The 22594-nt window shown below is 69.3% G+C and carries 16 protein-coding genes and 2 tRNA genes; 7 read left to right on the forward strand and 11 right to left on the reverse strand.

The features are described 5' to 3' along the window. The 3 genes from DLJ59_RS27290 to DLJ59_RS27300 all read right to left on the reverse strand — a co-directional run. On the reverse strand, positions 1–1279 hold a 1279-nt coding region (locus tag DLJ59_RS27290), incomplete at its 3' end, for a glucuronyl esterase domain-containing protein (RefSeq protein ID WP_244236262.1). A 277-nt stretch (positions 1280–1556) separates the two neighbouring features. Then, the gene (locus DLJ59_RS27295; RefSeq protein WP_124775885.1) at positions 1557–2252 is read right to left on the reverse strand and encodes an RICIN domain-containing protein; all 696 of its coding nucleotides are present in this window, start codon (positions 2250–2252) and stop codon (positions 1557–1559) included. After that, a complete protein-coding gene (locus DLJ59_RS27300; RefSeq protein WP_124775887.1) occupies positions 2245–2745 on the reverse strand; it encodes a sigma-70 family RNA polymerase sigma factor in 501 nt (166 codons plus the stop codon). The genes DLJ59_RS27295 and DLJ59_RS27300 overlap by 8 nt, the downstream gene beginning before the upstream one ends. A gap of 181 nt (positions 2746–2926) precedes the next feature. On the opposite strand from DLJ59_RS27300, the gene DLJ59_RS27305 reads away from it, so the two are divergent. Next, entirely contained in the window at positions 2927–6157 is a 3231-nt protein-coding gene (locus tag DLJ59_RS27305) for a S8 family peptidase (RefSeq protein ID WP_124775889.1), read from the forward strand. A 108-nt stretch (positions 6158–6265) separates the two neighbouring features. Here DLJ59_RS27305 and DLJ59_RS27310 read toward each other — a convergent pair whose 3' ends face one another. Beyond that, positions 6266–7021 carry an SDR family NAD(P)-dependent oxidoreductase gene (locus DLJ59_RS27310; protein ID WP_124775891.1) on the reverse strand — a complete coding sequence of 252 codons (756 nt, stop codon included), beginning with the start codon at positions 7019–7021 and terminating at the stop codon, positions 6266–6268. Positions 7022–7315: 294 nt separating this feature from the next. Here DLJ59_RS27310 and DLJ59_RS27315 point away from each other — a divergent pair, with 294 nt between their 5' ends. Together DLJ59_RS27315 and DLJ59_RS27320 are read left to right on the forward strand one after the other, a co-directional pair. Further along, positions 7316–8803 carry an MFS transporter gene (locus DLJ59_RS27315; protein ID WP_124775893.1) on the forward strand — a complete coding sequence of 496 codons (1488 nt, stop codon included), beginning with the start codon at positions 7316–7318 and terminating at the stop codon, positions 8801–8803. Between the two features lie 190 nt (positions 8804–8993). Continuing rightward, positions 8994–9515, forward strand: a complete 522-nt coding sequence (locus DLJ59_RS27320; protein ID WP_124775895.1) for a class I SAM-dependent methyltransferase — start codon at positions 8994–8996, stop codon at positions 9513–9515. A gap of 91 nt (positions 9516–9606) precedes the next feature. On the opposite strand, the gene DLJ59_RS27325 is transcribed toward DLJ59_RS27320, so the two are convergent. The 4 genes from DLJ59_RS27325 to DLJ59_RS27340 form a co-directional block, all read right to left on the reverse strand. After that, positions 9607–11133 carry a non-reducing end alpha-L-arabinofuranosidase family hydrolase gene (locus DLJ59_RS27325; protein WP_124775897.1) on the reverse strand — a complete coding sequence of 509 codons (1527 nt, stop codon included), beginning with the start codon at positions 11131–11133 and terminating at the stop codon, positions 9607–9609. A gap of 599 nt (positions 11134–11732) precedes the next feature. Then, positions 11733–12848 (reverse strand): ricin-type beta-trefoil lectin domain protein, encoded by a 1116-nt coding sequence (locus DLJ59_RS27330; RefSeq protein ID WP_124775899.1) that lies wholly within the window; start codon positions 12846–12848, stop codon positions 11733–11735. Between the two features lie 572 nt (positions 12849–13420). Then, positions 13421–13493, reverse strand: a tRNA-Arg gene (locus DLJ59_RS27335). 35 nt (positions 13494–13528) lie between these two features. Continuing rightward, a tRNA-Ser gene (locus DLJ59_RS27340) sits at positions 13529–13619 on the reverse strand. A 239-nt stretch (positions 13620–13858) separates the two neighbouring features. Between DLJ59_RS27340 and DLJ59_RS27345 the strand changes: the two genes are divergently transcribed. Further along, positions 13859–15073, forward strand: a complete 1215-nt coding sequence (locus DLJ59_RS27345; RefSeq protein ID WP_244236264.1) for a hypothetical protein — start codon at positions 13859–13861, stop codon at positions 15071–15073. Positions 15074–15077: 4 nt separating this feature from the next. Here DLJ59_RS27345 and DLJ59_RS27350 read toward each other — a convergent pair whose 3' ends face one another. Continuing rightward, positions 15078–15848 carry a CPBP family intramembrane glutamic endopeptidase gene (locus DLJ59_RS27350; RefSeq protein WP_124775901.1) on the reverse strand — a complete coding sequence of 257 codons (771 nt, stop codon included), beginning with the start codon at positions 15846–15848 and terminating at the stop codon, positions 15078–15080. Between the two features lie 144 nt (positions 15849–15992). Between DLJ59_RS27350 and DLJ59_RS27355 the strand changes: the two genes are divergently transcribed. After that, on the forward strand, positions 15993–17108 hold the full coding sequence (locus tag DLJ59_RS27355; protein ID WP_124775903.1) for a globin domain-containing protein: 1116 nt from the start codon (positions 15993–15995) through the stop codon (positions 17106–17108). Between the two features lie 68 nt (positions 17109–17176). On the opposite strand, the gene DLJ59_RS27360 is transcribed toward DLJ59_RS27355, so the two are convergent. Continuing rightward, positions 17177–18706, reverse strand: coding sequence for a peptide deformylase (locus tag DLJ59_RS27360; protein WP_124775905.1), 1530 nt, complete (start codon positions 18704–18706; stop codon positions 17177–17179). Between the two features lie 323 nt (positions 18707–19029). On the opposite strand from DLJ59_RS27360, the gene DLJ59_RS27365 reads away from it, so the two are divergent. After that, a complete protein-coding gene (locus DLJ59_RS27365) occupies positions 19030–19806 on the forward strand; it encodes an IucA/IucC family C-terminal-domain containing protein (protein ID WP_124775907.1) in 777 nt (258 codons plus the stop codon). Positions 19807–19822: 16 nt separating this feature from the next. Here the strand turns inward: DLJ59_RS27365 and DLJ59_RS27370 are convergent, their stop codons facing one another. Then, complete coding sequence (locus DLJ59_RS27370; RefSeq protein ID WP_124775909.1) at positions 19823–21658, reverse strand: DUF6311 domain-containing protein; 1836 nt, start codon at positions 21656–21658, stop codon at positions 19823–19825. A gap of 212 nt (positions 21659–21870) precedes the next feature. On the opposite strand from DLJ59_RS27370, the gene DLJ59_RS27375 reads away from it, so the two are divergent. Further along, positions 21871–22581: a class I SAM-dependent methyltransferase gene (locus tag DLJ59_RS27375; RefSeq protein ID WP_124775911.1), complete on the forward strand. Its 711-nt coding sequence runs from the start codon at positions 21871–21873 to the stop codon at positions 22579–22581. Positions 22582–22594 lie beyond the last annotated feature (13 nt).

Consider the following 22594-nt stretch of genomic DNA (forward strand, 5'->3'; position numbering starts at 1 on the left):
GGGTGGTCGGAGGCGGGGTGGTCGGCGGCGGCGTGGTCGGGCCGTCAGCCAGAACCGGTGTCGACCAGTCCCGCCAGTCGGCCAACCGACCGAGCGCCCTGCTGGAAATCCGGATCACGCCCGGCTCGTTGCCCGTCTTCAGCAGGAACTTCCGGATGTTGTTCTGCAACGGGGTACGCCACTCGGAGCGGTTGGCGCAGTGGGTGCCATCCTGCACGTCGGACCAGTAGGTGATGTTGTCTCCAGCGCCGAGCGCCCGGTAGACCTCCGCGCCGCCCAGAGCCGCCACGCTCGCGGACCGGGGACCGAGGTTGGCGATGTGCGGATTGTCCATGATGAACAGTCCGCGCGGTGCCACCATGGCGACCATCTCGTGCGTGTCCACCGGGAGCCGGTTCGGGCTGCCGGTGAACGAGCCGAACGCGTCGCCCAGCCAGGGTTGCTCCCCGTACGCGCTGCTCAGGCTCTGCGCGCCCTCACCGGGGATGCCCCGGAAGATGGGGACTCCCGCACTGCCCGATTCGATTGGCATGGTCAGGGCGATGCGCTGGTCGAACACACCTATCGCGAAGGCACCCTTGCCGTAACGGGAACAGCCGGTGACGCCCATCGCGTCCGCCTTGAGGATCCTGCCGTCGGACTGTTCGATGACGTCGATGATCCGGCTGACTCCCCAGCCCCAGGCGGCGAGCAGTCCGGTGCTGCTCGACGAGCCGTAGATGCTGTAGAACGCGCCCTGCTTGTTGTTTCGAGGGGTGCCCTCGCGACCGACCGCCAGTGGGTCGTAGCTGATCACGGCGGCGCCGGCGGCCTTGATGGTGGCCGTGTCCGCGCCGAATCCGCCGACGACCACGACGGCCGGGAAGGGACCGGTGCCGCTGGGCAGCTCGACCCGGGCCGAGAAGCTGGAGCTCCTGCCGTTGTGTGAAACGTTGACGGTGATGGTGCTGTTGGACACCGTCCCCGTGACGGTCGCGGGTTTGGCGGGCTTGTCGCCGAAGACGAACTTCTCCGCCAGTTCCTTGATCTCCGCCCGGCGACAGCGCCAGTCGGACTTCGAGGTGATGGTCTGGCCGTTCAGCTTCTTGAAGGGGTCGGGAAGCTTGGCGTTGGTGGGCAGCGAGCCCAGGTCCGGCAGGCCAGACACGGCGCAGTCGACGCCCTCGTCCTCCACTGCCGCGGCCAGCGGGCCTACGGCGGCTTGAGCAGTTGTGGTTCGTGTTGCTACCGACACCGATCCGGCGACCGTGAGCGCTGCTACCGCCAGCGCGACGACCACCGATCGGATCGTAGAGCGGCCCGAGCTGATGATCACGGGGCTCTCCTTCCGAGTGGTGATGGAAAGGAAGGAACGAAACGTGATCGATGATCACGAATGCCAGCCAGGTAAAGCTTGAGCGCCCTGATCGCCAAGTGTCAATGTTTTGCCGAAACTTTCGACAGCTTCGGCCGCCTCGGGTGAGCCTTCGACCCTGACACCGGGGCGTCCGTATCCCCAGGCACGCGGGTGGGGCTACGGATCGCCTCGGACCAGATATTCGGAAAGGTTTCGACAATCAGCGCGGGGCAGGCCCACGATCCTCGAACTCGTACGTGGTGGTCAGGCCCTCAGGCAGGTCGGGCACCAGGGCGTTGGTGCCGTCGACCACCTGGACGTAGCGCTTGCCCTGGAAGATCGAGTAGCTGCCGTCCGGAACCTGGTCGATCCGGAAGAGCTGCGTCGAGGCGGCGGGATCACACGCCCGGCCGCGTACGCTGCCCGGCGCGGCGTCGTGCACGACCGTCATGCAGAGCGCGGTGGCCGAGGATGCCAGCAGGATCCGGTACCTGTCGCCCTCGGGGCGCAGCACCCACAGCGCCCGATCGTCGATGCCCTGCTCGGTGGTGGCCCGCACCTGATCGCCGTCGCGGTCGATGGCCAACGTCGCGCCGCGCATGCCGGGCAGCCCGATCTGGACCTGTCGCCGTCCGCCGAGGATCTCCTGCGGTCCCGCCGAGGCCGTCGCGGACGGAACCACAGGCGACGCGGCCTGGGTGGCCGGGCCGGCGTCCGGTGTCGCGGCGGTGTTCCGCGCCTGCGACAGGGCCGTTCCAGCGGCGACGACCATGACGACCAGCCCCGCTGCACCAACGCCCACCCGACGCCGCCGACGCCGGTCACTGCGGTGCCGCAACGCCTGGGCTCCCGGCAGCGTGGCGACTCGCCGGACCTCGTCCACGATCGCGGTGAGATCGTCGCGCGGATCAGCCATGGGAGGTCTCCTCCTGGTGCGCATCGGCCAGCAACCCGGCCATCGCTCGCCGACCACGGGCGAGGTACGTCTTCACGGTTCCGACGGGGGCCTGCATCTCGGCTGCCACCTCCGCGACGCTGAGATCGTTGAGGTGGTGCAGCACGACGGCTCGCCGCTCGTTGGCGCTCAGCCGTTGCAGCGCCTGCAACAGTGCGACGTGATCCTCGTTCAGGCCGGGCACGCCCTGGTCGACCGCGGCCCGGCGGTGCGCGCGTACCCGGTTGAACGCCTTGCGCCAGCTGCTCACCGCGATCCGGGAGGCCACCCGGCGCACCCACGCCTCCGGACTGTCCGTCTCCCGCACCGTCCGCCACCGCTGCCAGGCCCGCATGAACGCCTCGGCGACGGCATCCTCAGCCTCGGCGCGGTTGCCGGTGAGGGCGTACACGTGACCCACGACCCGACCAGCGCAGGCCGCGTAGAGGGCGTCGAACTCCTCGGCGTCACGCATCCGACCGGTGCCCTCCCACGCTTCGTCCCCTGGTCACCGCCGCATGGAACTCGCCTGGTCGAACCGGTCGCGTCGGCACGGGGCCAGATTGTGACCCCCGTCACAGCGCAGTGATCAACCTTACGGCCCGGTCAGGCGTCATCGTGCCGACCCGGGAGACGCCCGTGGCGGAGAGGACGATGTGCGACGACGGCAACGACGCGCCCTGACAGCCGGCGTGCTCGCGAGCGCGCTGGTTGCGGCAGGGCTGACCGCCCAACCGGCGAACGCGCAGGAGAGGCCGGCGGCCACGGCTCCCGGCACCCCCGGGACCTTCACCCTGATCACCGGGGACCGGGTGTCGCTGGACGCGGCGGGTCACCCGCAGATCCAGCGCGGCGCGGGTCGGGCCGCCATGCGGTTCGTGAGCAGCCGGGAAGACGGTCACCAGTACGTCATCCCGGTGGACGCGATGCCGCTGGTGCGGGACGGGCGGCTCGACCGGCGGCTGTTCGACCTCACCACTCTCGGCGAGTTCGGCTACGACGACCGGGCAGCCGAGTTGCCGCTGCTGGTCGCGTACCCCGAGAACATGGCGGCGCGGGCGCGGACCGCGACCACCGGGGGAGCCGGGCGGGTGCGGGCCGACCTCCCGGCCGCCCACGCGCTCGCGGTCCGGGCGGACCGGGACGACCGGGTGACGCTCTGGGCGTCGCTCACCACCGGTACGCCGTCCGCGCGCACCCTCACCACCGGGGTCACCCACATCTGGCTGGACGGCAAGCGCAAAGTCTCCCTCGATCGCAGCGTGCCGCAGATCGGTGCCCCGGCGGCGTGGCAGGCCGGTTTCGACGGCAGCGGCGTCACCGTCGGCGTGCTGGACACCGGGATCGACGCCAGCCACCCCGACTTCGCCGGTCACCTCACCGAGGTCCGGGACTTCACCGGCGGCGGCGACCCCAGCGACATGGTCGGCCACGGCACCCACGTGGCGTCGACAATCGTCGGCAGCGGCGCCGCCTCCGGCGGCAGGTACCGCGGCGTGGCACCGGGAGCGAAGCTGCTCGTCGGCAAGGTGTGCGCCACCACCGAATGCCAGGACTCGGACATCATCACCGGGATGCAGTGGCTCGCGCCGCAGGCCCGGGTGGTCAACCTGAGCGTGGGCGGCGACGACGCGCCGAGCCTCGACCCACTGGAAACCGCTGTCCAGGAGTTGAGCCACCAGTACGGCACCCTCTTCGTGGTCGCCGCCGGCAACGAGGGGAAGCCGAAGTCGGTCTCCTCGCCGGCCTCCGCCGACGACGCTCTCGCCGTCGCCGCGGTGGACGCCGACGACCAGCGGGCCTACTTCTCCAGCCGGGGCCCCCGCATCGGCGACAACCACATCAAGCCAGAGATCAGCGCGCCGGGCGTCGACATCGTGGCCGCCGCCCCCGGCGGTGACTACGCCACCATGTCGGGTACGTCGATGGCGACTCCACACGTGGCCGGCACCGCCGCGATTCTCGCCGGGCAGCACCCGGACTGGACCGGCCCGCAGCTCAAGGCCGCCCTGATGGACTCGGCGAAGCCGACTGGCGAGGACACCCTCTACGAGCAGGGCGCCGGCCGGGTGGACATCGCCCGTGCGGTCGCCCAGCCGGTCGCCGCCGACGTCGCCGCCATCGACTTTCCGGTGCAGCGCTGGCCGCACGCCGACGACAGCCCGATCACCCAGGTCGTCGGCTACCGCAACACCGGTACGGCGCCGGTCACACTGACGCTGGCCATCGCCCCGGCCCCGGCCGGAATGCTCACCGTCAGCCCGGCCACGCTGGTTGTGCCGGCCGGTGGCCGCGCCGAGGCGACGATCACGGTGGACACCCGGGTGGACGCCCCGGACGGCGTCTACCAGGGGGCGCTGACCGCGACCGGTGCCGGCGACCTGCGGGTACGCACGCCCTTCGCGCTGAACCGCGAAATCGAGAGCTACGACGTACGGCTCAACCACACCGGTCGCGACGGCAAGCCGGCCACCGAGTACACGACCGTGGCGGCGAACCTGACCACCGGCGAGTTCAGCACCCTCGCCGTGACACCGGGCGGCGGCGTCCTGCGGCTGCCCAAGGGGCGTTACGCGCTGTACAGCACCATCCACGAGGGTGCCGTGTCGACCCTGCTCGCACAGCCGGTCCTGGACGTCCGCGGCCCGGTCACCGAAGCGGTCGACGCCCGTAGCGCCAAGCCGGTCGCGTTGACAGTGCCGCAGCGCGACGCCGCGCCGATCGCGATCAACGTGAGCGCCAACTGGGACGACGGCCTGCGCTACCCGGGCGTTCAACTGAGCGGAGTGTCCTTCGCGGACGTCTTCTTCGGCCGGATCGGGCCCGCCGTCACGGCACCCGAATTCACCGCGACGCTGGGCGTCGGGCTCGCGCGACCGGGCAAGGACGGCACGTTCCGGAACAGCCCCTACACCTACGACCTGGCGTACGTCGACAAGGGCGACATGTTCACCGGCCTGACCAGGAAGCTGTCGCCGAAGAACCTGGCCACCGTCCGGGCCACCTACCGCAGTCAGTCCACGACGACGACGGCCACCCGGTTCCACCGCGCGTCGGCACCCGGAGGCTCCGGCCCGATCGGGTCGAACACACCCGTCGACCTGCCGTTCACGGGCACCGAGTACTACAACACCGACGGCGGCATCGTCTGGACGTCCACGTTCGTCGAGGGGGACAACCTCACGACCCAGGATTCGACCTTCAGATCCGGGCGGACGTACACCCAGACCTGGAACGCGGCGCCCTTCGGGCCCACGGTGACCCAGGCGCCAACCCTGTCGCCCCTGGGGTACGCGGGCCGCGACGGCGACATCATCTCGATCGCGTCGGTGCCCCTGTTCGGCGACGCGACCGGTCGCCCCGGAAGCCGCGACGACCGGCCGGTGCGGTTCCGGCTGCTGCGCAACGGTAAGGAGATCGGTAACTCGGACAGCCCGTGGGCCGAGTTCGCGGTGCCCGCCGGAAAGGCCACCTACCGGCTGGAGGCGACAGTCACCCGGGGTGCCCCGGACACCCTGTCGACATCGGTCTCGGTGGCCTGGACCTTCACCTCGGCGCACACCACGTCGCCGGAACGGTTGCCACTGACGACAGCTCGCCCGACGCCAGTGCTCGACGACACCAACACGGCACGGATCGGCCGGGTCATGACGATCCCGGTGACGCTGGACCGGCAGGCCGGCTCGAAGGCCACGCCCAACCGCACGCTCAGCGTGTCCGCCTCGTTCGACGATGGCCGGACGTGGGCCGCGTTGCCGGTGCTCCGGAACGTCGCTCTGATCAGTCATCCGCGACGGGCCGGATTCGTCTCGCTGCGACTGGTCGCCACCGACACCGCCGGCAACACGGTCACCCAGACGATCCAGCGGGCCTACCGGATCGCCTGACGCATTGCCTGGCTCGGGGTGGCGGCTGCTGGAGCCGCCGCCCCGACCACCAGGGCAGCCACGGATCTGCACCGTCGATGACTGTGGCGGTGCGGCACCGTCGATGACTCAGGCGGTGAAGGCACCGTCGATGGCGATGGACGCGCCGCTGATGAAGGTGGCCTCGTCGCTGAGCAGGAACGCGGTGAGCGCGGCGACCTCGTCGGGCGTGCCGGCCCGGCCGGTCGGCTGCGCCGACAGGTAGCGCTCCGCGGCCTCCGGGGCCTGGCTGACCACGTTCTGCCAGAGCGGGGTGTCGATCAGGCCGGTGACCAGGGCATTGACCCGCACTTTGGAGCGCGCCACGTCGAGGGCCGCCGAGCGCGTCAGGCCGATGACCCCGTGCTTCGCCGCGTTGTAGGCGGCCTGCGTCGGGTCGCCCTTCACACCGGAGACGGAGGCGTTGTTGACGATCGCGCCGCCACCGGAGGCGATGATCGCCGGGAGTTCGTACTTGAGGCCGTAGAAGACGCTCGTCAGGTTGAGGGCGAGCGACCGCTGCCAGTTGTCGCTGTCGGTCTCGCGCACGCTGGCCATCGGGCCACCGCCAGCGTTGTTGAACGCACCGTCCAGCCGGCCGTACTCAGTCACCGCGGCATCGACGAGCCGCGCCACCTCTTCCTCGACCGTGACGTCGGTGGACACGAAGAGGGCGGCACCGCCCGCCTTCCTGATCTGCGCGGCGATCTCTTCGCCCCGGTCCTTGTCCCGGGCACCGATGACGACGCGAGCCCCTTCCTTGGCCGCCCGCTGGGCGAACGCCAGGCCCATGCCCTGCGTACCGCCGGTCACGAGCAGCACCTTTGATTCCAACCGTCCAGACATCTCGACTCACATCCATTTCGACTGATCAGCCGCCGCAGAGCGCGGGGCTTCGCGAGACGGAACGCTAGCCATTTCTGGAACGGTTGACAAAGTAACAACACTCACAGTGTGGCCAGCAGCAGCCGCGACTCCCGCTTGAAGGGCCATGTTTTGTCCTCGAAACGCCTATTCGTACCAAATGCTTGGCCACTTAGGAGCTGTAACCGCAGGCACATTCTTTGGTGGTCGTTCCATAACGTGCCTAGCGTTGGCCGGGTCGAGGCAATCCGCGCAAACCACTCCTAAGGAACAGTCATGCCCACACGTCGCACCGCCCCGGAGTCCCAGCGGTGGAAGGCCCTGTTGTTCATCTCCATCGCTCAACTGATGGTGGTGCTCGACGGGGCAGTCATGAACATCGCGCTCCCCTCGGCGCAACAGGCGCTGCACTTCACTGACGGGAGCAGGCAGTGGGTGGTGACCGCGTACGGTCTGGCCTTCGGTGGCCTGCTGCTGGTCGGCGGCCGGATCGGTGACATGGTCGGGCGCAAACGCACCTTCCTGATCGCGCTGGCCGGCTTCGCGGTCGCCTCGGCGATCGGCGGCCTGGCCGTCAACGCCGCGATGCTGCTGCTCGCGCGGGCACTACAGGGTGTGTTCGCGGCCCTGCTCGCACCGGCCGCGCTGTCGTTGCTCTCCCTGTCCTTCACACAGCCGAAGGAACGCGCGAAGGCGTTCGGCGTGTTCAGCGCCGTCTCAATCGCTGGCGGCGCTGTCGGCCTGATCGTGGGAGGGCTGCTCACCCAGTACCTGAACTGGCGCTTCGCGATGTTCGTCCTCGTGCCGATCGCGGTCATCGGGATCCTTGGCGCCAGTCGCACCGTCCACGACGACGGCGAGCGGCACCGCGCCCGACTCGACCTCCCCGGCGTCCTGCTGGCCAGCTCCGGGCTCGTCGGACTGGTCTACGGGTTCAGTGTCGCCGAGAGCCACGGATGGTCGGCCGGCGTCACCATCGGATCGTTCACCGCCGGAGTGCTGTTGCTGGCGACCTTCGTCGTGGTGCAGGCGCGGGTCACGTCCCCGCTGCTGCCACTGCGCGTCCTGACCGAACGCAACCGGGCTGCCGCGTACCTCTCGGTCGGCCTTGCGATCGTCAGCATGTTCGGGATGTTCCTCCTGCTCAGTTACTACTTCCAGCAGGTCAAAGGATGGTCGCCGGTGATGGCCGGTCTGGCGTTCATGCCGATGGCCGTGCCGCAGGCCATCGGGGCCACGCAGATCGGCGCCCGACTCGCGCACCGGATCGCCCCCCGACCGATCATGGTCGGTGGGTACCTCGTCACAGCGGTCGGTCTGGTGCTGCTCGCGCTGCTCGACGCGAACAGCGGCTTCCCGGAGATCGCGTTCGCCGAAGCCGTGATCGGGCTCGGCATCGGTACCGCCTTCATGCCCGCGATGAGCATCTCCACCCACGGTGTCGAACCCAAGGACGCCGGTGTCGCCTCCGCGATGATCAGCTCGTCGCAGCAGGTCGGCGGATCGATCGGCACCGCGCTGCTCAACACCATCGCGACCAGCTCGGCCGCCACCTATCTGCTCTCACACGGTGGCCCGACGGCGCAAGCCCAGCAACGGAACGAGGCGCTCATGCACGGCTACTCCGTCGCGTACTGGCTGGCCGTCGGGTTCGTGGTCGCGGCCGCCATCGTCTCCGTGACCATGGTGAACGCCGGCGCTCCGAAGCACGTCCCGGCCCCGACGGACGCCCTCGGGGACGTCGCGCCGGTGCCCGTGCACTGATCGCTGTCGCATCTGTCAATTGGGGCGCGGTGACCGAGGACACGGTGCACTGACTCCGTCGAGAGGGTGGAATCAGAGGTGTGGAGCAGAGAAGGCACCGGCGAGTGACGTGGTGAGGTCCGCTCTTTCGACCCACGATCGGGGTCCGTCCAGCGCTGATCCGACGCCCGCGGCGAACGAATCGGTTCGGGTGACGGCGGGCCATCGGCAGCGCTGGGCGGTGGAGACCATGGCCGTGGCGCCCGACGACCAGGTGTTGGAGATCGGGTGCGGGAGGGGAGCAGCCGTCTCCCTGGTCGCCGGCCAACTCGCGACCGGCCGGATCGTCGCCATCGACCGCGCCGCGTCGATGGTGCGGCTCGCGACCCAGCGGAACCTGAGCCACATCGACGCCGGCAGGGCCGAGATCCGGTGCGCCGGGTTCGAGTCGGCCGACCTCCCGAATGGCCACTTCACCAAGATCTTCGCGGTGAACGTCAGCCTCTTCTGGCTGGGCGACGCAGCGCAGCAGATCGCTCGGATACGAAGCCTGCTGGCGCCGAGAGGACGGCTCTACGTCTTCGGCGAGCGCCCCACCGCCGCGCACGCCACCGCGAACCTCACCGCTACCGAAATACTGCTCGGAACCCACGGTTTCGCCACGACCACATCGAGCACCACCCGTGGTCAGGGCCAGGTGCTGACCTGTGTCACCGGTACGCCTGTCGAATGAGTTCGGGATCTACCGCACCCGCGACGTGAGCCGGGCGGGCTCGGCGTGACGCCGAGCCCGCCCGTTTTCAGTCGAGCTTGATCACATGAGGTCAGCGCTGCAGGGTCAGCAGACCCGGCCGGTACGGCAGCAGACCGTAGTCACCACCCGAGCTCGGCGAGCGACCCTGGTAGAGCAGCTGCAGGTTGCAGGCGTTGACCGTCATCGTCTGGTCCGCGCTGGTCCGCAACAGCTCACCGTGGCTGATGTCGTTGGTCCAGGTCGCACCACTGTTGGCCTTACCCGCGAACGGGTTGCTCTCCGACGTCGCCTGCGGCGTCCACGACCCACCCAGACTGGTGGCCGTGAACGACCGGAAGTACCGACCCTGCGAACCAATCGCCTCAACGATCATGAGGTACTTGTTCAGACCCTGCAGCTTGTACACCTGCACCGCCTCGAACAGGTTGTTCGTGGTGTCACTCATGATCGTCGTGTAGTTCGACCCGAAACTACCCGGGAAGTTCCCGATCGGCATGCTCGCCCGGTAGATCTTGCCGTTGTCACCGGCGAAGAACAGGTACATGTTCGACCCGTCACCGATCACCGCCTGATCGATCGGACCCGTACCCGAACCGGTGATGCTCCCACTGAACAACGTCTGCGGCGACGACCACCCATTCGGGTTCGTCGGATCCGACGACGTCCGGTACGAGAACGCCGGACCACCCCACTGATACGCCAACACCCAGATGTTGCGCGGCGCGAAGTAGAACAACGACGGCGCCACAGTCCCCGAATTCATCGCGTTCTGACTGGCCGAACCCATCTGCGAATAATTCGAGAACAACCCGAAGTTCATCGAACCCCAGCTGGACCCGAAGTCGTGGGTGGTGGCGTAGACCAACTGCTGACCGTTGTACGGGGCAACGGTGAAGTCCTTCAACGACACCCACCCCGACCTCGGCTGCGCCAACGCCCCCGTCGACGACCACCGGTACGTCGAGGGAAGGTCACAGGTGCCGGTCGGCGGCGGCGTGGTGGGATCGGTCCCACCGCCGACGCGGACGAACTGCCACTGCTGGTTCGCGCCGTTCCAGTCGTCGTACTGCACGATGTTTCCGCCGTCGGCGGTCGAGGCGCCCTGCACCTCCATCACCTTGTTGCTGTTCCGGTTGATCAACCGGACGTAGCCGCTGTCCGAGTCGGCCAACCGGAACTGCTGGTTGCTGCTGTTGTTGTCAGTCCACTGCACGATGCTGCCGCCGTTGGCGGTCGAGAAGCCCGAGACGTCCAGCACCTTGTTGGACAACCGCGACTTCACCCGGTAGTAGCCACCACCGGAATCGACGAACTGCCACTGCTGCTGGTTACCGTTGTTACGGGTCCACTGCGTGATCCGCGCGCCGTCGTTGGTCGCCAGGTTGTAGACGTCCAGAGCCTTGCCGCTGTTGCGGTTCACCAACACGTACCAGGCACTGGTGTCGACAGTCGCCGCGGCGGCGGGTGACGACACCACAGCTACAGCGGTGCCACCCACCATCAATGCCGCCGCGCTGGCGGCGAGGATGCGGGGCAACCACCAGCGTCGCTGCCGCGACGGCGTTGCTATCGATGTAGACCTATCGAGGGCAGACATGATCCTCCTCCAGTGACCAAGAGCCGAACGGCCTGCCCGAGGGTGGGCGTACCGCGACGCGTGGCCGAGCGCGCAGGCGTCAGGAAGTTAGCGTTAACAAGACGCCGGCGAGCCCGAGCGCACGCCTGAAGCGAGATCGACGAGGCAGGGCTTGCCCGGAAAGCCAAGGTGTCGTCGTCCTTAGGCATCGACTGTGAGCGATAACATGCCGTTCGTCAAGACGTAACGTGCTGGGAACATCTACCGCTGTCGAACCACGGATCTTGAGGCGAGACACCTCCCGCTGACTTCCCGCAGGCATCGCCCCAGATCCCGGCGCAGACCACCACCGGATCCTTGAGGAAGGCAACGTGGGCGCGTTAACATTCCCGTTTGCCAATCACCGGCGTACCGGCAACACCGGCCTGCTTCTCGAGGGGCTGTGACACCACCGCGCTACGCCCGCTGGCCGCGCCGGCCGCGATCCTCGTCGTGGTTCGTCACCGCGCGGGCACCCCGATCGGCGGCACCCGCACCGATACCCGGTGCCTACGGCGCGCAGCGTCGGCGGCGCCGGGTGGACCGAGATGCGATCCGGCCACCCGGCGCGACCGCACGAGCTATCGGCGACTCCACTGCTGGTTGGTCTGACCGGTGCAGGTCCAGAGGACGAGCTTCGTGCCGTTGCCGGTGCCCACGTTGTAGGGGTCCAGGCAGAGACCGGACTGCACCCCGGTGATGGTGCCGTTGGCGTTGACGTTCCACTGCTGGTTCGTTCCGCCGTGGCAGTCGTAGATGGTGACCAGGGTGCCCGGAGAGGTGCCATAGCCGGCAGCGTCGAGGCACTTGTTGCCGTACACGGTCAGCGCCTTGCCGCTCGTGTAGGTCCACTGCTGGTTGGCGCGACCGTGACAGTCCCACAACTGCACCTGGACGCCGTTGGTGGTGGAAGAGCCGGGGACGTCGACGCAGCGGCCGGACAGCGTACCCACGATCGCGGTGGTCTGCCCGCCACCGCCGCTGCCCGGGTCGCCGATGCTGCCGGGCACCGACTGCAACGCGCTGTACCAGCGGGCGGCCATCTTGTCGTAGCCGCCGGAGGTGGGGTGGATGCCATCGATCAGGTCAGCGGTGCTGAGGGCGCTGTGCATGTCGACCAGGCGCACCCGCTTGCCGGCGTTCACCTTGCTCTGCACGATGCCGGGGATCGCCGCGTTGAAGGTGCGGACGGCCGCCTCCTGGTTGCTGTTGGAGAGCGGGATGATCTGCGCGACGAACACGTCCGCGGTGGGAGCGGTGGTCGTGATCCGGTCGATCAGGGTGGAGAGCCGGTTCGGCGCGGAGCTCACGTTGTAGTTCTGCAGGATGTCGTTGGTGCCGATGTGCAGCAGGACGGTCCGCGGCCGTTGGGTGTTCAGCCAGCCGACGATGTTCGCGTCGATCTGGTCGATGCGCCAGCCGGGATGCCCCTGGTGGTCGTGGTCACCCAGGCTGGCTGGCCCGTTGAACTGCGACCCGACGAAGTCCACGGTGTATCGACCGTTGACCAGGCGCTGCCAGAGCCCGATGCGGTACCCACCCGGCACCTGGGTGCCCTCGGTGATGGAGTCGCCGAGAGGCATCACCCGCACCCCGCCGTTGGATTCCGCGTTGGCAGGACCGGTCGAGGTCAGCACCCCGGCGAGGACGACACCAAGTGCGGCGGTCGCCGCGAGCCATCTTGCCCTCGTTCGCATAGATTTCTCCCCTGCAGTGGTAGTGCTGACCGAGGAGTCAGGCCGTCGCGACCGTCGCCACATCGGCATGACGATGCCGTCGCAGCACTGGGACGGGTTTGTTAACGCTAACAGCGATTCATGTAAATTCTTCTCGCTGATCCGGTCCGCGTCAAGCGTCAGCAGCCCCGGTTCCGCCACCGCTCGACGCCCGCACCGGCGCGCGGATGATCCACTCGGTTTCCTGAAATCCGGGGTGTCCAGGACCCAGGGATGCCCCGGATTCAGGAAAGACGAGTGGATCACCCGCGCCCCCGCGCCGCGTCGAGTCGTGGGCCCGTCATGGCGCAACTTCCTCCGCTGAATTGGCAGCGGCGACATCGATGATCACGTGATCAACCTAGCGAGGGCGCCAGCGCCTCCACCCGACATATTCGTCGGGCGAGTGCGCCGCTGAACGGCCGGCCGCCGCCGGGACCAGCGGCGCACGGATACGGAGAGTAGTGGCGCAGGCGCGACAGCGAGCGTCCACCCTCCACCGACAAAGAGAGGGCCTGAACTGCGTTTCCGCAGTTCAGGCCCTCTCGATCTTGTGCGCCCGAAGGGACTCGAACCCCTAACCTTCTGATCCGTAGTCAGATGCTCTATCCATTGAGCTACGGGCGCTCGTGCTCAGCCAGTGTACACACCCGGCTTTCGCGCGGAGACTCCGGGATTCGAACCCGGGAGGGGCTTTAAGACCCCAACCGCATTAGCAGTGCGGCGCCATAGACCAGACTAGGCGAAGTCTCCCCGGTGATCCTCAGACCACCGCGCCCGAGGATACAGGTCGCCACCCACCGGGAGCAAAACGACTTCCGGGGTACGCCCACCGGGGTCCGCCCGCCCCCGTGTTTCAACGCTGTGCGGAGGCGTGATCGGGACTACGCTCCATCGATATGCAGGAGCAGCCGCCCAGCGAGTCGACCCGTCGTGAGCCTGCTGAACGAGCGCGTCGGCGCTCCCCACGGGCCACCTTCAGGCCGCCGACGGTGGCCGAGGAGCCCACCGAGACGGTGGAGCCAACAGAGGCGGCGGCACCTCCGGCGAGCCAGCGTCCTCGACGGGCCAAGGCAGCCCCGGCGGTGCTCTTCCAACCGCCGGAGCCGGACCATCCACTGCCCCGACAGCCTCGACGCGCACCGACCGAGGTGACCACCACCGCGAGTGCGGAGCAGCCCGAACAGCCGGAGGGCGACCAGTCGGGCCCGCCAGCAGGTGCCGCACCGGTGCGGCCGAAGGCCCGCGCCACCCCCGCTCGCAAGGCAGGCCCCCAGAGGGCGGCCGAGACGCCCGCCGAGATGACCTCGACCACGCCGGCACCGAGCAAGCGCGCCGCGAGCCCCACCAAAACAGCGCGCTCCACCACAGCCGTAAGCCCCACCACAGCCGTAAGCCCCACCACGGCCGCGAGCCCGACCGAAGAGGCGAGCCCCGCCGCCAGGCCGGCGGCCCCGGCCAAAACAGCGAAGACCACCAAGCGCGCGACCACCCCGCGCAAGAGCACCAAGCCGGCGCAGCCCGCCCCGGAACCCGTGGCCGAGCAGGTCACGGCACCGGCAGCACCCGTGGCCGAGCAGGTCACGGCACCGGCAGCACCTGCTGTGCGGCAGGTTGGGCCGGCTCTGGGGCGTACCCCGGAATGGGAGCTGCGGGCGGTCGTCGCGCGCGTGCTCGACCACCCGGGTTTCGCGCCGGAGTTGTTGGCGTTGGCTGCGGTGCGGGCGTTCGGGCCGGGCGCGGCCGGGTGGGCGGCGGGGTTGCGCACCCGGTATCCGGACGCGTCGGCGGACGGCCTGGCCCGGTTGGCGACCCGGCGGTTTGTCCGCTCGGCGGGTGCGGGCGGGGCGACCGCCGCGCTGGCCGGTTTCTTCGCGCCGGTGGCCGAGTTGGCGGCGGTGTTGTGGACGCATGCCGAGCTGGTGCTGCACCTGGCCGCGGCGTACGGCAAGGATCCGACGCATCCCGACCGGGCCGTCGACCTGCTGGTGCTGACCCAGGTGCATCCGGACCGGGCGAGCGCGGCGGAGGCGGCCTGGCGGCTGGCCGCGCCGCTCACGGCGCAGGCCGGCGGTTGGGTGGCGTTGCGGCTGGTGGCCCGGTTGCTGCCGGGGGCAGCGGTGCTCGCGGCGGCGCTGGGTGACGCGGCGGCGGCCGACCGGCTCGCGGCCCGAACGGTGGCCGTCTACCGACCCGACCGGCGCTGACCGGTCAGAGCCAGTCGAACCACTCCCGGGGCAGCAGCGCGTAGCCGACGAAGGCGAACACGTCGAGCACTGTGTGCGCGATGATCAGCGGCATCACCCGTCGGGTACGCAGGTAGAAGAGGCTGAACACCACGCCCATGATCGCGTTGCCGACGAAAGCGCCGAAGCCCTGGTAGAGGTGGTACGAGCCGCGGAGCAGGGCGCTGGCCGCGATGATGGTGGCCAACCGCCACTGGAGCTGACGCAGCCGGGTTACCAGGTAACCGACCACGATCACCTCTTCCAGCACGGCGTTCTGCACGGCGGCGAGGATCAGCACCGGGACCGCCCACCACACGTCCGGTAGCGCGGCCGGCACCAGTGTCGCGTTGAGGCCCAGGTGGGCCGCAACCCAGAACAGCGCCAGCCCTGGTAGGCCGATCAGCGCCGCCAGGCCGGCCCCGCGCGCCACGTCCTGGCCGGGCCGCCGGGCGTCCAGGCCGAGGGTCCGCGCCGGGTCGCCGGGGTCGCGGCTGAGCAGGTGTACGGCGAGCAGCACCGGCAGCAGCGCGAAGACGATGCCGAGCAGTTGGTACGTGAGGTCCAGCCAGGGTCGGGCCGACACGGAGGTGTTCAGCGAGGCGGTCTGCTTGGAGAGCGGACCGTCGGCGGTCAACTTCGCGACGATCGACACCACCGCGTAGATCGCGGACTGGCCGAGGGAGAGGCCGAGGACCAGCAGCGTCTCGGTGCCCAGCAGTCGGCGGGACACCGGGCGGGTCAGCTCAACGGTCACCGCACCACTCTGCCCGACGGGCGGCAGCCGTGACATGGCCGACCGGCCAGCATGAGCCGATCGCACATTCTGTGCGACCAGTCGACACTCTCCGTGGAGATTCTATGGGCGCCCGATCCGTTGCCGTTTGGAGAAGGAGTGCCCGTGGACAACCTCGCGCGGTTGCTGAAGGAGAGCTGGACCCTGGTCGAGGACGACCGGGTCCGGCTGGGCGGTCACTTCTACGCTCGGCTGTTCCTGCTCGACCCCGCCCTGCGGCAACTCTTCCCGGTGCAGATGACCGGCCAGGGCGACCGCATACTCGAAGCGATCATCGCGGCGATCCACACTGTCGACGACCCGGAGAGCTTCGACGAGTACCTCCGGGCGCTGGGCCGCGACCACCGTAAGTACCACGTCGACGAGCGGCACTACGAGACGATGGGCACCGCGCTGCTGGACGCGCTGCGCAGCATCGCCGGTGACGGCTGGAACCTGGAGTACGACCAGGCGTGGCGGGAGGCGTACGCGGCGATCGCCGCCCTGATGGTTGCCGGCGCGGGCGCCGACGACGACCCGCCGTTCTGGCACGCCGAGGTGCTGACCCACGAACGGTACGGCCCGGACACCGCCGTGCTGACCTGCCGGGCGTTGCAGCATCCGCTGCGCTGGCAGGCGGGGCAGTACGTGAGCCTGGAGGCGCCGCGCTACCACCCCCGGGTGTGGCGTAACTACTCGGTGGCGAACGCCCCGAACGACGACAACGTGTTGGAGTTCCACGTGCGGTCTCCGGGGGCCGGCTGGTTGTCCGGCGCGCTGGTGCGGCGGGTGCGGCCGGGTGACCTGCTCCGCCTGGCGGCACCGATGGGGTCGATGACCCTGGACCGCGCCTCGGAACGGGACATCCTCTGCGTGGCCGGCGGCGTCGGGTTGGCACCGATCAAGGCGCTGGTGGAGGAGTTGGCCACCTTCAACCGGACCCGGTGGGTGCATGTCTTCTACGGTGCCCGGCAGGCGGCCGACCTGTATGGCCTGGCCGCGTTGCAGGAGTTGGTGGCCGTACACCCGTGGTTGTCGGTGACCCCGGCGTGCAGTGAGGACCCGGACTTCGACGGCGAGCAGGGCGACATCCCGGACGTGGTGGCCCGGTACGGCCCGTGGACCACGCACGACTGCTACGTCTCCGGTGCCGCCCGGATGGTCCGGTCCACCCTGCGGGTGCTCGCCGCGGACGATGTGCCGCCGCCACGCATCCGCTACGACACCTTCGGTGACCTCTAGACGTTCCTCCCCCCACACCGGGGCGCGTGCCCCTGCCCCCTGGGGCACGCGCCCCGGTCCCTCGTTGGTCAGTAGCTCCACGGGTGTCCGGTCTCGCGGTATTCCTCCACCGGCACCAACGGCACGCCGGGCGCCATCCGGTCCACGTAGAGCCGCCCCTCCAGGTGGTCGACCTCGTGTGCGACCAGCCGGGCCATGCCGAACTCGAACGAGGTGATGATCCGGCTGCCGTCCCACTGGGCGTGCTCCACGTCCAGGCGCAGCGGGCGGGGCACCAGACCTCGGTGGTCGAAGAAGGAAAGGCAGCCCTCGTACTGCTCGTCGGTTTCCAGGTCGGCGTCGACCACCCGGGGGTTGAGCAGCACGACCGGCTCCGCTGACCGGTCGGGGGGCCGCACCACGGCTGCCGCCCGGTCGAGGCCGAACTGCGGGGCGGCGACACCCACTCCCTTGCTGAACGGGTGCAGTTCGTCGAGCCGGGCCAGGGCCATGGTGAGCCGGTCGACCATGTCCCGGGCCACGCGTTCCTCGCTGGGCAGGTCGAATGGGCGGGCGGGCTGGCGGAGCAGGTCGGCCCCGCGTTGCACCACGCCGAGGCCGCGCATCCGGTCGCTGGGTCGGACCCGGACGCCGCCGGCGCTGATATCCGGTTCGGTGTCGGGGCGGGCGCGGAAACGCCACTGCATCCGGTAGCGGGCGTTCAACGGCGGGTCGTCGATCTGCCAGTCGTAGATCGCCCGGTCGCCCTCGTCGTGCCGCTGCGGGGCCGTCCGCAGCGGGCCCTCGTCCGCGCTGAGCGAGGTCTCCACGCCCCAGACCTGCGGGTCGAGCGCCGCCGGCAGATCCAGGTGTACGGCCAGCTGCCGGGTGGGCAGCCGGACGGCTCGCTGGAACCAGAGGCCCCACTTCTCGGGCCCGACGCTGTACGCGTACTCGATGGTGGCCCGGTCGCCCGGGTAGAGGGGGAAGCTCCGCTCCTCGTTCTCGAAGAGCAGCCAGATTTCCTTGAACGCGTCCCGGTCGTGTTTGGCTCGCCAGTGCATCGGCTCCGGGTCCCCGCCGCCGTCCTCTCGACGGGCCTGCATCTGTAGCTCGGCGAAGGTGAGGGGGTGCTCCCGGTGGTGCCGGTTGGAGCGGCCGGGATCGTTCGGGTAGCGGTCGACGGCGACCCGGACCAGGTAGCGGGTGACCGGCTCAAGGCCGGCGTTGTACAGCTCACGGCGGATGACGCACCGGTAGCCGTCCTCGGTGTGGGTGAGGGTGGCCAGTTCCCGTTCCACGACCAGGCCGGTGCCGGGTGGCAGCCACTGTCCCGGCAGGTACGACCCCCGGTGCGGCTGACCCGTCCGGGCGTGCCGTAGGTCGTCGTACTCCCGGAAGCGTTGCCAGATCGCGCCGCTGGCCTCCAGGACGGCCTCGGCGCGGCGGGCGAAGTCCTCGGTTGGGCGGTGTCGGCGCCCCTCGACGTGGCTCACGTAGGACGGGTCGAACCCCATCAGAACGGCCAGTTGCTTCTTGGACAGCCCGCGCCCGGTCCGTTGCCGGGCGAGCTCGGCCGCGAAGGAGTCGGCAGCCCGTTCGAGGGGTGAGGTCGTCATCAGCTTCCTCGCGGCCGGGGATATAAGTTTCACGTTCCGTCCGCGAGCACACACTCATGTGGCATCTTTTCGACACACTGCTTGACAATTCGCCGACCACCACCGATCGTGCGGCGTTTCTCAGCACTGACTGCGGGTAGTACGCGAGGCGTCACTCCCGTCGGATGCGGAGTGACCTGGGCCTCCGTGATTGGACCAAGGTGAGCCTTCCCTTACGACCGCAGGTCTGGTTAGGCTAGCCTTAGCTCAGGACGGCACTGGTTCGTCCGCCGGGGCACACTCCTCGGTCACACAGACAGGGGACGACTCAGGTGACAGCGGTGATGCCGAGGCGGGAGGCCGCCACCACGCCGCTCGCTCCCGTCACCGCAGCGCTCCGGGCCATGTTCGGCACCGATGACCTTCCCGGCCTCGCCCGGGGTCTGCTGGTCGAGGACGAGTTCGGCTGGACGCCCGCCACCACCCTGATCGACGGCAGCCGACTGCCGGAGTTGCTGAATGGCGCCGCCGCCCGCTGGGGCGGCACCCCGCACGCCTGCGCGGCACTGGCGTGGAAGTCGTACAGCTACTGGGCCGCGCTGCCGGTCGTGCTCGGCTGGGCCTCCGCCCGGCGGGTGCCGCTGCTCGATCCGGCCGACCTGCTGATCCACTTCCAGGATCATCGGCAACTGCTCACCATGGGCCTGCGTCGAGGCACCACCGTGGCGGTGCTGCCGAACGACCCGCTGGCTCTCGCCGGCCTGCCGGAGGTGCGGGTCGTCGCCGACGAGGCGGAGCTGCTGGCCGCACTGCGCGGGTCGCTGCTCGACGCCCACCTGGCACCGCTCATCACGGCGATCCAGTCCGAGGTTCGGGTGGGCACCCGGACGCTGCTCGGCTCGGTGGCCTCCGGCATCGCGCACGGCATCCTGCGGGCCGCGGACGGCCTGCCCGGCTCCACGGTGCAGAGCATCGACACCCTGCTCGGCGCACTCGACCTGACCGACCTGGTCGAGTTGATGCCCGGGCCGACCGGTGAGCCGACCGTGCAGCGGCGCACCTGCTGCCTCGCCTTCACCCTGCCCCGGCCGAAGGTCTGCCAGGGCTGCTGCGTCCGCTAGGCGTGGGCCGCGCGGCTCAGTCGGTCAACGAACGGACGTCCCACACCCACACGCCACCGGTGAAGACCGGTTGGATCCCGGTCAGCTCGGTCATCCCCCGACGCAGCGCGGCCTCGTGCTCGTGTGGCCCGGAGATGACCACCCCGGCCCGCCAGTAGCGCAGGTCGTCGACAGCTCGGACCCGGCTCTGCGGGGTGATCGGCGGCACCGCCCCGGTGCGCCGGATGGTGGCGAAGAAGCTGCTGGTGGGGCGAGGAACCGCACCGAACAGCGCGACCTTCGGCGGGTCGGCGCTCGGGCGGGTGTCCGGGCCGAGGAAGTAACCACGCGCCAGCGGCATGTCCAGCCGGGTCGCCGCGGACCAGCGCAGCGGCTCCGCGTACGTGGTGTCCGGCAACGGCAGGGTGACCACACTGCGCCCGCCGGCCACGTAGGGACGCCACGCCCCACTGGTCACGAAGGTGGGGACCGGGTCGAGGCGGGCCACGGGCAGTGGGGTGGGGACGATCGGCAACAGGGCCATGGTGAGCACGGTCGCGGTGGCGAAGCGGACCTGCCCCCGGGCCTCCGGGTGCGCGTCGGCCAACTCGCGGGCCCGTTCGGCGCCGTAGGCGAGCAGCAGCCCGATGATCGGCGTGATCGCCAACGCCCACCGCGTCGGCACCACCGAGTGCAGGATGGGCAGGTTCTCCAGCGCCGCCCAGGGGCCTGGCACACCCGTACCCCGGTTGTCGAAGCGGACCTCCCGACCCAGTGAGAGCACTGCGAAGAGCAACCCGAGCGCGGCCAGCGCGAGCACCACGATCGAGCGGCGCAGCCACCAGACCAGGGCGATCACCAGCACCACCAGCGACCAGCCGAAGAAGCTGTTCTCCTCGGTCGGGTTCTTCGCCAGGCCCGCGGCGGTGCGCGCGCTCCCGCCGAGGGACTCCCGGGAGTACGCGACGAACGAGGCCAGGTCGCTGGAGTAGCCGCGGATCAGGCGGGACAGCCCGGAGTACGCGTCCGGGCCGAAGAACTGGACGTACAGGGGGTACGCCAACAGGAGCACGGCGATCCCGGCGGCGACGGCCAGGCTGGCGAGGAAGGACCGGGCCCGTGACCGTACATCCGCGCGGCCGACGGCGAGCACACCGATGATCACGCCGAGCCCGATCGCGGTCATCAGCAGGATCTCCAGGTTGAGGAATGCCTGCCAGACGATGACGAGCGCGAGGAGGACGCCGTTGCGCAGCCAGCGGCCCGGTTCGCCAAGTCGCAACGTGCGCCAGATGATCAACGGGACGACGAACTGCGACACGATGTTCGGGTGCCCGTTGGCGTGCGACACCATGGCTGGCGCGAACGCGCAGAAGCCGGCGCCCAGCCACGCCGGCCCTCGGCTGCCGATCAGGACCCGGGAGAGCAGGAAATACCAGGCCGTGGCGGTGGCAATCATGCCGGCGGTGAGAAAGACCAGAAATGACGCCCGGGGTCCGAACAGCAGGGTGATCGGCGTCATTGGCAATGAAATGGATAATACGGACGTATTGGCCATCAGATTCACGCCGTCCGGGACGTTCATCTGATTGGAATGAAACGGATACGCAAAGTGCGTGACTACTCGCGCACCGTGGGCCATCATCCATTCGAACTGCGACTGATCGGACTGGTTGTCCCGCACGCCACTGCCCGGGTCCAGCCAGAGCCGACCGGTGACCCAGAAGCCGAGCACCACGAAGCTCAGCACGGCGACCAAATCGGGCCATTTCCCCCTGCGGGAAGGCCGGACCGCACCGGAGGCCCCCTCCGCCGACGATGCGGCGGCCGGGCCGCCGCTGCCGCTGGGCACGTCCGGATCAGGAGTAGTCATGACAATTCATAGGGTAGTCAGCGTATGGCACCGCCGTGACATGTTTCGGGGTACTGCCGTACTATGTGCCGGGTTCGCCGACCGCCGATCACGAATCCACCCCCCGACCACAATTCGGCCACCCCGATGCCCCGATTCTTCTGCCGTCCCAGCGGATGATTCAGTCTGTCGGTCCAGGCGCGGGTCGAGTTCATATCGTGAGGAATCGACGCATGGCAGAAATCACTGGGGATCAGCGCGTGCAGTCCGAGGTGCTGGAAGGCCTGGCAACCGCTGTCAACCACCGTCGCTGGTTCATCGAGCTGGCCGTGCCGTACCTCGGCGACGACCCGATCGAGATCGGCAGCGGCCTTGGTGACTACGCGCTGGAATGGTCAGAGCGGCTGCCCCGGTTCACCGCCACCGAGGCCGACCCGGACCGGCTGGTGCAGCTCAAGGAGCGCCTCGCCGGCCATCCGAACATCGACGTCCGGCAGATGCTGCTGCCGCACAACGGGCGGGGCGACTACAGCGCCGCGGTCTCGTACAACGTCCTGGAGCACATCGAGGATCACGTTGGCGCGCTGCAGAGCATGCGCGACCTGGTCCGACCCGGCGGCGCCGTGATCATCATCGTGCCCGCGTTCCAGTTCGCGATGGGCCCGGCCGACATCGCCACCGGGCACGTCCGCCGCTACACCAAGAAGACGCTCGGTGCGGCGATGACCGACGCCGGCCTGACCATCGAAAAGATCCACTACGCCAACGCGCTCGGGCTGATCGGCTACTTCATGGCCACCAAGGTCTTCCGGCTGATGCCGAAGGAGGGCCCGATGGTCAAGGTGTACGACACCCTCGTCCTGCCCGCCACCAAGGCCGCCGAGCAGCTCGTCCTCCCGCCGTTCGGCCAGTCCGTCTTCGCCGTGGCCCGGGTCCCGTCCTAACCACCCCCGCCCC

Origin of the sequence: Micromonospora inaquosa, assembly GCF_003857055.1 — a bacterium.
GTDB lineage: Bacteria > Actinomycetota > Actinomycetes > Mycobacteriales > Micromonosporaceae > Micromonospora > Micromonospora inaquosa.